This window comes from Krasilnikovia sp. MM14-A1004 (assembly GCF_047159485.1).
Lineage (GTDB): Bacteria > Actinomycetota > Actinomycetes > Mycobacteriales > Micromonosporaceae > Actinoplanes.
In genome coordinates this window covers 706727-719534 of sequence record NZ_AP038773.1, presented here as the reverse complement: position 1 = coordinate 719534, position 12808 = coordinate 706727, and the positions used below count along the sequence as shown (strand labels likewise).

General features: G+C 68.7%; 12 protein-coding genes. 4 read left to right on the top strand and 8 right to left on the bottom strand.

The window, feature by feature from the left end:
* Positions 1-27 precede the first annotated feature (27 nt).
* Entirely contained in the window at positions 28-1629 is a 1602-nt protein-coding gene (locus tag ACMCNN_RS03435) for a polysaccharide biosynthesis tyrosine autokinase (protein WP_412744722.1), read from the top strand.
* Here the strand turns inward: ACMCNN_RS03435 and ACMCNN_RS03430 are convergent.
* A complete protein-coding gene (locus tag ACMCNN_RS03430; protein WP_412744721.1) occupies positions 1613-2236 on the bottom strand; it encodes a low molecular weight phosphatase family protein in 624 nt (207 codons plus the stop codon). The genes ACMCNN_RS03435 and ACMCNN_RS03430 overlap by 17 nt on opposite strands.
* A gap of 101 nt (positions 2237-2337) precedes the next feature.
* On the opposite strand from ACMCNN_RS03430, the gene ACMCNN_RS03425 reads away from it, so the two are divergent.
* The 3 genes from ACMCNN_RS03425 to ACMCNN_RS03415 are packed head-to-tail and all read left to right on the top strand — an operon-like array spanning position 2338 to position 4728.
* A complete protein-coding gene (locus ACMCNN_RS03425) occupies positions 2338-3471 on the top strand; it encodes a DegT/DnrJ/EryC1/StrS family aminotransferase (RefSeq protein ID WP_412744720.1) in 1134 nt (377 codons plus the stop codon).
* Positions 3468-4097, top strand: a complete 630-nt coding sequence (locus tag ACMCNN_RS03420) for a sugar transferase (RefSeq protein ID WP_412744719.1) — start codon at positions 3468-3470, stop codon at positions 4095-4097. The genes ACMCNN_RS03425 and ACMCNN_RS03420 overlap by 4 nt, the downstream gene beginning before the upstream one ends.
* Positions 4090-4728 (top strand): acetyltransferase, encoded by a 639-nt coding sequence (locus ACMCNN_RS03415; protein WP_412744718.1) that lies wholly within the window; start codon positions 4090-4092, stop codon positions 4726-4728. Before ACMCNN_RS03420 ends, ACMCNN_RS03415 begins: the two co-directional genes overlap by 8 nt.
* On the opposite strand, the gene ACMCNN_RS03410 is transcribed toward ACMCNN_RS03415, so the two are convergent.
* The 7 genes from ACMCNN_RS03410 to ACMCNN_RS03380 form a co-directional block, all read right to left on the bottom strand.
* Positions 4725-6005, bottom strand: coding sequence for a hypothetical protein (locus ACMCNN_RS03410; RefSeq protein ID WP_412744717.1), 1281 nt, complete (start codon positions 6003-6005; stop codon positions 4725-4727). The genes ACMCNN_RS03415 and ACMCNN_RS03410 overlap by 4 nt on opposite strands.
* Positions 6006-6104: 99 nt before the next feature.
* Positions 6105-7403: a hypothetical protein gene (locus ACMCNN_RS03405; RefSeq protein WP_412744716.1), complete on the bottom strand. Its 1299-nt coding sequence runs from the start codon at positions 7401-7403 to the stop codon at positions 6105-6107.
* Positions 7404-7474: 71 nt separating this feature from the next.
* A complete protein-coding gene (locus tag ACMCNN_RS03400) occupies positions 7475-8635 on the bottom strand; it encodes a glycosyltransferase (RefSeq protein WP_412744715.1) in 1161 nt (386 codons plus the stop codon).
* Between the two features lie 67 nt (positions 8636-8702).
* Entirely contained in the window at positions 8703-9833 is a 1131-nt protein-coding gene (locus ACMCNN_RS03395) for a DegT/DnrJ/EryC1/StrS family aminotransferase (RefSeq protein ID WP_412744714.1), read from the bottom strand.
* Positions 9834-9841: 8 nt separating this feature from the next.
* Positions 9842-11149 carry a lipopolysaccharide biosynthesis protein gene (locus tag ACMCNN_RS03390; RefSeq protein WP_412744713.1) on the bottom strand — a complete coding sequence of 436 codons (1308 nt, stop codon included), beginning with the start codon at positions 11147-11149 and terminating at the stop codon, positions 9842-9844.
* A gap of 4 nt (positions 11150-11153) precedes the next feature.
* Positions 11154-12167: a GDP-mannose 4,6-dehydratase gene (gmd, locus tag ACMCNN_RS03385; protein ID WP_412744712.1), complete on the bottom strand. Its 1014-nt coding sequence runs from the start codon at positions 12165-12167 to the stop codon at positions 11154-11156.
* 31 nt (positions 12168-12198) lie between these two features.
* The gene (locus tag ACMCNN_RS03380) at positions 12199-12807 is read right to left on the bottom strand and encodes an acetyltransferase (RefSeq protein WP_412744711.1); all 609 of its coding nucleotides are present in this window, start codon (positions 12805-12807) and stop codon (positions 12199-12201) included.
* Position 12808: the final 1 nt, after the last annotated feature.

Below are 12808 nucleotides of genomic sequence, written 5' to 3'. Positions count from 1 at the left end.
GGACGTACATTACGAGGAGGCTCCTTAATGGACCTGCGCGATTATCTGCGCGCGATCCGCAAGCGTTGGTGGCTGGTGGTGGGGACTACCGCCGTCGCCGTCGGTGTCGCCATCACGATCACCCTGCTGACGCCGCCGAAGTACGCCGCCTCGGCGACGTTCTTCGTCAGCACGCGGGGTACCGCCGTCACCGACGCTTACCAAGGTGGGCTGTTCTCCCAGCAGCGGGTGAAGTCATACGTCGACGTGCTGACGAGTAACCGGCTCGCCCAGGCGATCGTGGCCACGGGACAGACGGACCTGTCCGCAGAGGCGGTGCAGTCGGAGATCTCCGCGCAGGTCGTGCCTGACACGGTTCTGGTACAGGCGACCGTGACCGATGAGGACCGGGCGCGGGCTTTGCAACTGGCCCAGATCCTCGCTGTTCAGTTCCCCTTGCTCATCGAGCAGCTGGAGACCCCGCCAGGTGCGAAGGTCGCCACCATCGGTGTAAAGATCATCGCAGAACCCAAGCTTGCCGACGCACCCGTATCCCCCCAGCCCTTACGCAATGTCGGCCTCGGCATTGTGGTGGGTCTCATTCTCGGTATCGGATTCGCGGCGCTGCGTGAGTCACTGGACAGCACCATCCGCTCGCCGGAGGCGCTGAACAAGGCCACCTCGGCCCCGGTGCTCAGTGCCGTCCCGTTCGACGGCAAGGCGGAGAAATCCCCGCTGATCACCGAGGGAAGCGCACAGTCGACCCGCGCCGAGGCGTTGCGGCAGCTGCGTACGAATCTGCAGTTCGTCAACGTGGACCGGCCGCTGCGCAGTCTGGTGGTCAGCAGCGCGCTGCCCGGCGAGGGCAAGTCCAGCACGGTCTGCAACCTCGGCATCGCGTTCGCTGAGGCCGGCAAGCGGGTGCTGCTGATCGACGCGGACCTGCGCCGCCCCCGGCTGGCGCAGTACCTCGACCTCGAAGGCGCGGTAGGGCTCACCAATGTCCTCGCTGGTCAGGCCAACGTCCGCGACGTCGTTCAGGCGTGGGGCGGCAGCGGCCTCTGGGTACTGCCCAGCGGATACGTCCCGCCGAACCCGAGCGAACTGCTCGGCTCGGGCAACATGGCCGACCTGCTGACCAGCCTCGGCAGCGCCTTCGACGTGGTCATCATCGACACGCCGCCACTGCTGCCGGTGACTGACGCGGCCGTCATGGCCACCCTCGCCGACGGTTGCATCCTGGTGTCCCGGCACGCCAAGACGACAATCGCCCAAGCGGGGTCGGCGTCCGGTGCGCTCACCGCCGTCGGCGCCCGGTTGCTCGGGTGCGTCCTCAACATGACGCCGAGGAAGGGCGGCGGCGCATACGCGTACTACAGCTACGGCCCGTCCGAAGAGGACCTGGCCGCCGCGATCCCGTTGAACGCGCCGCTCACCCCCGCCAAGCGCAACCTGGGAAAGCTGCCACCACCCCCGAAGTCCCTGGAGGCCGCCCCGGCCATGGGCCGGGCCCAGGCCCGACCGGCACGGCATAGCAGGTCCGGGGCGGACGCCCCCACCACCGAGATCAGGTTGCCGCACACCCACCATCCGACGGCGGGCCGCGATGGCGGCCTGATGTCGATGTCGACGCTCAGGATCCGGCGATGAAGTTGCCCGAGTCGCGACGCGGTTCGGCCACGGCGGCGACAACCGCGCCGAACGACTCCCAGATCTCGGCCGCACAGTCGCGGAACGCCTCGATCGGCTGGTTCACCGGGTCCGGCAGGTCGTCCTCGTCCGCGGGAACCGCGGGCACCAGGTGCCGGGTGTCCTGTACCCGTTCGACCAGTACGCGAAGGCGCCGCGGCACCGGACCAGCCACCAGATCGGGCGCCGGCCGCACTGCGGCGACCAGCCGGGTGAACTGGCGCAGGGTGAAGGTGCGCCGCAGCGCGCTGGGCGCCAGCGACACACACGCGGCGCGCTGCTCCCGCCCCGCCGCCAACACCAGATCGGCGTTCGCCACCATCGGCTCTCGCAGCCGCCGGCTGGTGAACCCGCCCGCGTCGATTCCGCATTCGGCCAGCACGGCGGCGCTGCCCCGGTGCATCGCGGGGGCTTCGAACGCGTGGGTTCCCGCACTGGACACCCGCACGGCCCCGGCCACCGGGCCGAAGGCGTCGTGCAGCGCCCGCTGGGCCAGGCGTTCCGCCAACGGCGACCGGCACAGGTTGGCGTGGCACACGAACAAGATTCCGAACCGGTCCTCGCCCAACTGAGTCACTCCATTTCTGGCGCCGCTGCGCGCCCCTCGTTCGGCCGCCCGCGTCGCGGCCCCGGATACCGGGCCAACGGTCCCGGGAAGGATGCGTCACGTTGACCGATCAGATCCTGCTGTCCCCACCCGACGTCGGCGCCCTGGAGGAGACGTACCTCGTCGAGGCACTGCGCTCCGGCTGGGTGGCTCCGGCCGGTCCCGCGGTGACCGCGTTTGAGAACGAGATCGCCGAACGTTGCGGTGTGGCGCACGCGGTCGCGACCAGCTCGGGTACGGCCGCGCTGCACCTGGCGCTGATGGCCACCGGGGTAGGCGCCGGTGACCTGGTCGCCCTACCCACCCTCACTTTCGCCGCCACGGCGAACGCCGTCGCATACACCGGCGCTGAGCCGGTCTTCGTGGACGTCGACCCGCAGACCGGCAACATCGACCCCGAACTGCTCGCGAAACTGTGTACCGATCTGGACCGCTCGGGACAGCGGCTGACCGCTGCGGTCCCGGTCGATCTGTACGGTCGCTGCGCCGACTACGACGCGCTGCTGCCATTGTGCGACCGGTACGGCGTTCCGGTGATCGTGGACGCCGCTGAGGCATTGGGTTCCACCTATCGTGGTCGCCCGGCCGGATCGCTCGGGCACGCCGCGGTGCTGTCGTTCAACGGCAACAAAATCATGACGACGTCGGGCGGCGGCATGCTGCTGTCGGACGACGGAACCCTGGCCGACCGATGCCGCTACCTGTCCACCCAGGCACGACAGCCGGTCGCCCACTACGAGCACGTCGACATCGGGTACAACTACCGGCTCAGCAATCTGCTCGCCGCTCTCGGACGCGCGCAGCTGCACCGTCTCGACGACATGATCGGCCGCCGCCGGGCGCTCCGCGACGGCTACGCAAAACTGTTCGCCGCGACCGAGGGTGTACGCCTTCTCGGGGCGGACGATCCCGGTGCCAACTGCTGGCTCACCAGCATCGTGGTGGACCCGTACCGGACCGGGTGGACCGCTGCGGACCTGGCGGCCCACCTCGCCGGTGCGGGCATCGAGACGAGGCCGGTCTTCAAACCGCTACATCTGCAACCCGTGTTCGCCGGCGCCCGCACCGTCCTCAGCGGGGTGGCGCAGCAACTCTTCGAGCAGGGCCTCACCCTGCCCAGCGGTTCCGCGCTCGCCGAACCCGCGGTGCGCAAGGTCGTCGACAGCATCACGGGTTTTCTGGAGGGACGCCGATGAGGCGGGCAACGGACCTCACCCAGCGAATCGTCGACATCTGCGTGGCGTTCACCGTGCTCGCGGCCCTCTCCCCGGTCATGCTCGTTGTGGCCGTACTCGTCCGCGCGAAGCTCGGCAGCCCGATCCTGTTCCGCCAGCCGCGCCCCGGCCGATACGGGCTCCCGTTCACCCTGGTGAAGTTTCGCACGATGCTCGACGTGGATCCGCAGCGCGGCCTGGTCACTGACGACGACCGGATGACGTCGTTCGGTCGGTTGCTGCGCAGCACGAGCCTGGACGAACTGCCGACCATGTGGAACGTCCTGTGCGGGCACATGAGCCTCGTCGGACCCCGGCCAATGCTCATGCGATATCTCGACCGGTACACCCCCGAGCAGGCCCGGCGGCATCTCGTGCGCCCCGGCGTCACGGGGCTGGCCCAGGTCCACGGCCGCAACGCGTTGAGCTGGGAGGAGAAGTTCGCCCTGGACGTGTTGTACGTGGATCACCGCTCCATCGTCCTGAACGCCCGTATCTGCGCCGCGACACTCGGGACCGTGTTGCGGCGGGAGGGGATCTCGGCCGAGGGAACCGCGACCATGCCGGAGTTCATGGGCAGCAACCAGGATCGACCGTCTCATGCCTGAGCCAATCGTCATCATCGGCTGCGGCGGGCATGGGCGGGAGATCCTGGGCATTGTCACCGCGATCAACGAACACCGCGGAGACACCTGGAAGGTGCTGGGTTTCGTCGACGACAAACCCAGCGACACGAACCTCCGCCTCCTCAAGCGGCTCGACGCCGACTACCTCGGCCCGGTCGCGGCGCTCGCGGCGATGGACGCGCGGTTCGTCATCGGAATCGGCGATCCGCGGGTGCGCGCGCGGATCGCCGAGCGGACCGCCGCGTACGGCCTGAAGGCCGCGCAGCTCGTCCACCCCGACGCCACAGTCGGTCTGGACAACGCATTCAGCGAGGGCGTCGTTCTCTTTCCCGGCGCCCGGGTGACCACGAACGTGACACTCGGCCCGCACGTCCACCTGAATCAGAACGCCACGGTCGGGCACGACTCCGTACTCGGGGACTGTACCCAGGTGAATCCGCTTGCCGCCGTGTCCGGCTCCTGCAGCATCGGACCCAGGGTGTTGATAGGCACGACGGCTGCGGTCCTTCAAGGCATCGCGGTCGGCTCCGGCGCAACGGTCGGTGCTGGCGCATGCGTCGTGCGGGACGTCCCAGAACTGACGACAGTAAAGGGAGTTCCCGCCCGCCCCTAATGACCGACGCCGACCTGCCGTCTGATTCCGGCGGTAAGTGGCGGTGCGGATGTTTCGGCTACACCTGGAGACTTGCCCGTCCGTCGGGCGACTATATGCAAGCCGAACAGGACAGGGACGGCAGCGACCAGGTTCTGCACATACCCGATCAGGACATCAGGGTATGTGGCTATCCAACCGAATGGCCCGGTGATGGCCAGGAATATCATGGCGAGTCGTCCGGGGCCCGGACCTTTGCCTGTCCTGAGCAGGAGCACGAAGAAGACCGCCCAGGCCGCGAAGTATGCGACGACCCCGCTCGGTCCGTGCAGGAAGTACACCGTCCCGATGAGGAGAAAGGTGTACGCGGAGGTGCGGCCGCCACCCATCGCCTCGTTGATCAGCCCGCCGGTGGACAGCAGTGGACGGTCTGGGTCGAGGAATCGCGGAACCGCCCCGTACCGAATAACCTCGGCCGGTCCCGGCATGTCCTGGATCTCGACTGGGACCGCATACCTGCCCACGCGGGAAACCTGCTCGTCCAGGCGTATCCGGTTCTCTGCGGTGATCTGGTCGGGCACGGCGACACCGCCTCGTTCGCGGATCTCGTTCCGCGCCGCGAAGATCGCCGGCCACGCCAGCAGAAGAATGAAGCCGATGATTGCCGCGGAGCGGACGCGGACGAGCCCGCACATGAGTGCGCCCATGATGGCGAAGCTGATGAATCCGGCTATCGGAGCTGCCCGAGCGGTGTAGGCGGCGATGACCAGCTGGGCGCCGAACATCGCCGCCATCCATCGGTAGAAGGTGGCCTTGGTGGCGTACCCCCCAAAGTAGGCGGAGACGAACAGCGCGGCGGCCACGTAGCGCCACCCGTTGAACGGGGTGGTCAGCGTGACGATGGGTGAGACGGCGGCTTGCCCGGAAACCTGCGTGAAGATCGTGCCACCACCGGCCGCAGCCGACGTGATGTCGATGGCCATGCTCGCAATGGCGAGGGGCCGGGCCACACGCAGGATGCGGGGGTAGCGCGAGTTGGCTGCCTTCCTGGCCTCGCGATGAGGGTACGGCTTTCGGATAGGCAGGGCTGCCGTCTCGATCAGAGCGGATCCGGCGAACGCAAGGCCAACGATCCGTACGATGACCCAGACCTCGGGATTGTGGTAGTAGGCGGCCTGGGGAATGATGAGCGCCAGATACGGCAGGAGCGCCATCCCGGTAATCGGGTAATACTGCAGAAGCCGCGTGGCCAGGGATTCGCTGTCGTCCTTGTGCGTTTTGGCTGTCAGGACCGCCACGGTAAACCTCGCTCCACCGGATCGTTCCCCCGAATGGTGACGGCCGCTGCAGTCCGGTGTGCAGCGGCCCCCTGACTCCTGAGCTGGATTTCGCTTCCGCTACGGGCTCGTTCGCGTGACAACTCCGTTCGCGGCCGATCCGGTCACGATCGACGGCGCCCGCATGGCGGGCGTCTCACCGCGGTTCGGAGAGAAACGCGGTGCGCGGCCGAACCGCCTCAGGAGCAGCATGATGGGCACCAGGCCGACCAGGCTCTGCAGATATCCGACGACCGACTCGGGATAACTGCTCGTCCAGCTCAACGGGCCCGCGAGCGCGGTGAACAGGACCATCAGACGCCCCGGGCCGGGCCCACCGCCGGTTCTGAGCAACAGCACCAACCCGAACGCGCACAGCCCGTAGAAGGCAATGACACCGTATGGGCCGAGCAGGAAGTAGAGAGTGCCCAAGGGCAGGAAGTTGTACGAGTTGGACCGGGAACCCCCGACATAGTCGCTGATCAGGCCGCCCGTGGCGAGCACCGGACGGCCCGGGTCGAGCGCCCGAGGTACAAGGCCGTAGCGCACGATGCCACCCGGACCGATGAGTCCCGGCAGGTCCGCCGGCACGTCGTACGCCGCCACCGCGGAGATCTGCTGGTCGAGCCTGATCCGCCCGCTCGCGGACATCTCGGCCGACACCGCGATGCCCTTGTCCGCCCGGATCTGATTCCGGATCGCGAAGATGGTCGGCCACGCGGCGAGCAGGATGACAGCGAACACCGCCACGAGCCGGGCCCGGGTGAGCCCCAACATCAGGCACGCCACCGCAACAAACGTGCAGAAGCTGATGAGGTTCGCCGTGATCGCGGTGAAGGAGGCGATCACCACCTGAGCACCGATCATCGCGGCCGCCCAGAGATACAGGTTGCGCCTCGACGCGTAGCCGCCCAGGCAGGCCGAGGCGAACAGGGCGAGGGCCACGAACTTCCAGCCGCCGAACGGCGCCAGGACCACAGCCACCGTGGATGCTGTCTGCTGCCCGGTGACCTGGGACTCGATCGAGCCGCCACCGGCGGCGGCGCGGGCGACATCAGCCACGATGGACACGACGGCGACCGGGACGGCGACCCGCATGATCCGCGGGTACCCCGCGTTCGCGGGTACCCGGTCCCGCGGCTGCCGGTACGGCGGCCGCAGGAACAGGAACATGCCCTCGACCAGACCGGCGCCAGCGGCACCGAGCAGGACGAGACCGATCAGGAAACCGGAACGCGGATTTCCGTTGGAAACGGCCTGGGGAATGATGAACAGCACGTACGGTGCAACCATGAGGCACGTGACGGGAAAGAACTGGAGCACCCGGGTCGCGTGCGGCAGCGGGAGGTCGCTCGTTTCGGCTCGGGTCTCTGTCGCCATTGTCGATACCACGGCACACTCCGGCACGGCGCGTCGGTCAGGCCACTAGCAGAACGGACGGCACGGGTCAGCTAGGAATCGGCACCGGCGAGGAAGCTCGACTGCGGAACAGGGCCGACCCGGCCGTTCTTCACCCATTCACACACCATCACGTAGTCCCGCGCGGTGTCTGCCCACGACCGGTCGGCCAGCCGTTTGCTCGCCCGCCGCGAGGCGGCCGCGAAGTGGTCCCGGTTGGCGGTGATCTGTTCGATCGCGGCAGCCACCGACGCCGGGTCGAACGGCTCGAAGAAGGCCGCGTCCCCACCGGCGAACTCCACCTGGGACCGCAGCGGCGCGACGTCCGCACACGCCACCGGAAGGCCCCAGCTGAACGCCTCGAAGATCGCCCCGCTTGCCGCTTCCCAGGTGGACGGGACGACGACTGCCCAGGCGCGCCGGTACATGTCGGCGAGTTCCTCGGTCGACACGAAGCCCGGGAAGGACACACGGCCAGCCAGGTCGGGCTTGGCCACGCGTCCCAACACCGTGCTGGCCACCGGTTCGATCAACGGACCCGGGCAAGCCAGGCGGAAGTCGGGAAGCAGGGACATGCCCTCCAGCAACGTCGCATGGTTCTTGTGTTCGGCCGTCGACGAGGGATAGATCAGAAATCCCCGTTCCGGCTCGGCGTCCGCACCGGTGGGCCGGGCGTTGAAGGTGGGCAGCGGGATCAGCGCGGTCTTGTCCCGCGCCTGCGGGAAGGTGTCCAGGACGGCCTGGTACGGGTGCGGCCAGGAGACCGCGATAGCCGCGGCCCGCTCGACGTTGCGCTCGATGATCTCGGTGTAGCCGGAGCGCGGCTCGCCCGCCTGAAAGCGGCGGAGGTCATGCAGAACCAGAACCGAGGACTCCGCCCGCACCGGAACATAGCTGAACGGATACACCGTGACGTCGGCACCCTCCCGGACGGGCTGAGCCCGGTTACGCAGCCCGTTGACGATGCGGCGGCCCAACCGGGAATCGCGCACCTGCAACGGCACGTACCTGCGCAGTCCCTGACCCAGGCGCCGATCCGAGCGCAACGGCATGGCGGTTCCGGACCAGCGGATACGGTCGGACGGCACCCGCGCACGCCACTGCTGAAGCGTGTCTGCCAGCACCTCGACCTCGATGTCGTGGCTCGCCGCTTCCACGAGGCCCTCCACCAGGCCGTATGTGAACATCTCCACCCCGCCGGCCCGGCCGGGCACGATCGGTGAACCGTCAACGCGAATGTGCACGTCTACTCCTCGGTGGATCGCAAGGGCGTGGGACCGGTCATCGGAGGGCCGTCTCTGCCCGGCAGCCGCGCAGCGCGTCGTCCAACCGCTGCAGAATGGCTTCCACGTCGTCCTGGGACATGTCCACGAAGGTGGGCATGTTGAAGCCGCGCCGGCTGAGGTCACCGGAGACCGGGTACGCGTCGACCGGCAACGACCCGTACGCCGGCAGGGCAGGAAGCGGGTGGAAGAACGGCCGGGTGTCGACACCGGCGTCGGACAACCGGCCGGTCAGCCGCTCCCGGTCGAAGCCGGCATCCCGGTTGAGGACCAGCGACGCCATCCACGGGGCCCGGGTCACGTCCGGGGCGGTCACCGGTGCGCTGAGCAGAGGGCTCGCGGCGCTGTATCGGTCGTAGGCGTCCACGATCGCGCGGCGCCGGGCCACCATGACGTCGCATCGTTCGAGCTGCGCGCAGAGGATCGCGGCCGCCACGTTGGTCAGCCGGTAGTTGTATCCCACGACCGGGAAGAAGTACCGGCGGTCCGGGTCCATCCCCTGATTACGGAGCAGGCGCATCCGCGCGGCCAGGTCCGGGTCGGAGGTCGTGACGCATCCGCCCTCGCCACAAGTCAGAATCTTGTTGCCGAAGAACGAGAACGTGGTGGCGTCGGCGAGCGCACCGACCGGCTTGCCGCGGAGCGAGCCACTCAGGGATTCCGCCGCGTCCGCGACCAGCCGGAGACCGTGCGCGGTGCAGATCTCGCGCAGTCGGGCGTAGTCGGCCGGGTGCCCGTACAGGTCGACGGCCAGGACCGCCCGGGTACGCGGGGTGACCGCGGCCGCCACCTGCTCCGGGTCGATGCACCACGACTGCGGGTCGACGTCGACGAACACCGGTCGTGCCCCGCAGTAGGTGACGGCGTTGGCGGTGGCGACGTAGGTCAGCGCGGGAACGATGACCTCGTCCCCCGGACCGATGCCCGCCGCGGCCAACACGAGATGCAGGGCGGTGGTCCCGTTGTTGGTGGCGACCGCGGCCGTGGTTCCGGCCCGGACGGCGAACTCGGTCTCGAACCGTTCGAGATATGGCCCGGTCGACGAGATCCAGCCGCTGCGGATGGCGTCGGACGCGTACTTCTCCTCAAGGTCTGCCAGGGACGGCCTGGCGACGGGGTACTTCGTCATGTCGGACATCAATCCTCCAAGAGATGACGGGTCGACACGCCCGGCTGCACGGCCGGTGCGGCCGCGACCGGCACCGGCTCCTCATCGCGCGCGGTGGTCGCGGGCACCGAACCGGCCTCGCCCGCCTGGTGGCGGGTGTGGTGGCGGAGCAGGAGATAGGCCACGGCGGTGGACAGCGCCGTGGCGGCGACGCTGACGACGGCGACCTCCGTTGTTGTCCGCATGAGCGGAAGGAACACCAGGAACCCGGCGACGCCGATGCCGTTGGCCGCCGCTGTGGCCCACGGCTTCCCGACTCCCGTGAGCTGGCCGTTGAATCCGTGCCGCAGGTAGAACAGCAGTCCGCCGAGGCACAGCCAGCGGGCCAGGCCTCCGCCCGCGGTGAACTCAGGGCCGTAGACGTGGGTGAGCAACCAGGTGGCTCCGCCCGCCACGACCAGGGTGAGCAGGCCGGCAGCGGCGAGCCCGCCGCGATCCACGTGGTCGGTCGATTTGAGCTTTCCGGTGATGCCACGGATCAGGTTCGCGGAACCGAACATCATTGCCAGTTGCCCCATCGTGGAAGCAACCGAATACAGACCGACGTCCGCGGCGCTGAAGTAGACAGACACGACCATCAGGTCGATGCGCGAGGACAGGTACGACAGCACGCTGCCGACGTGGTATCCGCCGGCGAAGGCGAACATGGGCCGCATCTCGACCTTGCGGGGCACGACAATCCGCGGACGCGGCAGCCCGCCCACGAAGACGGCCGGTGCCCACAAGCTCAGGCACAGGGCCACCACGAAGAGATGGACCCCGGCGGCCGCGTGCCAGGCGGTCAGTGCCGCCGCGCACAAGCTGCCGACCAGATAGGTGGCCGGCTGGGCGAACCGCAGCAGCGCGAACTCCCGCCAGCGGTCGTGGACAAGCAGATGGGCGGCCCGAGCGTCGAACGCCACCGTGCCGAGCACCGCGACCGCCAGGGCGACACGCATGACGGGTGACGCGAGGATCTCGGCCGAGCCGAACACCGAGCCGATGGCAACGATCCCACCCAGGAAGAGCAGGACGAGGAGCCCGGAGGCCACGGGCATGTCCGTCTGACGACGTCCGTCGCTGCTGTTGCGGGCCATCAGGGCCTTGTCGACGGACAGTCCACCCACCCACGCCAGGGCCTGGCCCCAGGTGGCGACCACGACGAGCTGACCGCGCCCGGACGGCCCCAGCATCCGGGCGATCAGCACACCGGCGAGCAGCGAGGCGACGGCGGTGAGGACGGCGGCCAGTTCGAGGCCACGCCTGGTGAAAACCCCGTGCAGGTGGCGAAGCAGCAACGCTCTACCGGTCCATCCTGACGAGACGCCCCATCCGCTCGTCCTCCAGGAGCTGGCGGTCCGCGTCGACCATGATGCGGACGAGGTCGGGGAACAACGTCTTCGGCGTCCAGCCGAGCTTCTGCCGCGCCTTGCTGGGGTCCCCGATGAGCGAGTCGACCTCGGACGGCCGCAGGTACGCGGGATCGGTGTCGACGTACTGCTCCCAGTCCAGACCGACCTGGTCGAACGCGGCGACGACGAATTCCCGGACCGTGCGCGGCTCGCCGGTGGCGATGACGAAGTCATCCGGCTGCGGCTGCTGCAGCATCAGCCACATCGCCTCGACGTATTCCGGTGCGTACCCCCAGTCCCGGACGGCATCCAGGTTTCCCAGGTAGAGCTTGTCCTGGATGCCCGCCTCGATGCGGGCCACCGCTCGGGTGATCTTGCGGGTGACGAAGTTCTCGCCCCGGCGCGGGCTCTCGTGGTTGAAGAGGATGCCGTTGGAGACGTGCATCTTCCAGGCTTCGCGGTAGTTCACCGCCGACCAGTAGGCGAACACCTTGGCGCACCCGTACGGGCTGCGCGGGTGGAACGGCGTGAACTCGTTCTGCGGCGGTGGCGCGGCCCCGAACATCTCGGAGGAGCTGGCCTGGTATACCCGGCAGTCCACCTCGGCGATCCGGATGGCCTCCATGATGCGGACGGCGCCGAGCCCAGTGACGTCCGCGGTGTATCCGGGCACATCGAACGACACCCGGACGTGGCTCTGCGCGCCGAGGTTGTAAACCTCGTCCGGCTGGACCTGGCGGAGCAGGTGCACCAGGGAACCCATGTCGGACAGGTCGCCGTAGTGCAGGAAGAGATGCGCCTCGGGGTGCCGGGGGTGCAGGTCGATCCGTTCGATCCGCTCGGTGTTGAAGCTGGACGAGCGCCGCTTCAGGCCGTGCACCACGTATCCCTTGCCGATGAGGAGCTCGGTGAGATAGCTACCGTCCTGGCCGGTGATGCCGGTGATGAGGGCGACTTTGGGCATGCGTGTGCCTTTCGCTAGTGGGGTGTCAGCGCTACGCGCCGACGCGTTCCAGTGGCCGGGCAGGCACTCCGGCCACAACAGTTCCTGCATCGACGTCACGGCGAACCAGCGCTCCCGCGCCGACGAACGCCCCCGCGCCGATCCGGACACCCTCCAGAACCGAGGCACCGGCCCCGATGGTGGCGCCGGGACCGAGGTGGCAGAAGCCACCGACGGTGCAGCCGGGAAGCAGGGTGACGAAGTCTTCGAGGACCGCGTCGTGTCCGACGGCGGAGTTGGTGGTGACGTGGACGTGCCGACCCACGGCGACGTCGGTGGTCACGACGGCACCGGGCCAGACGATCGAGCCCGGCCCCACAGTGGTGCCGGCGCCGACGACGGCGGTGGGATGGGTCAACGACGGGCTGGTCCGGCCGAGCATGCGGGCCGTGGACGCCAGGCGTTGCCGGACCGCTCCGTTGCCGATGCCGATGACGAAGCCGACCTCCGGCGCGGCGGTGTCGAACCAGCAATCGTCGCCCAGCCACGGGCCGGGCAGGCGGGTACCGGCGTCACGCGGTCCGACCCAGCCGACGACGTGCAGTCCGGGCTGGCATCCGGCGATCCAGGCGACCTCGCGTGCATGTCCGCTTGTCCCCATA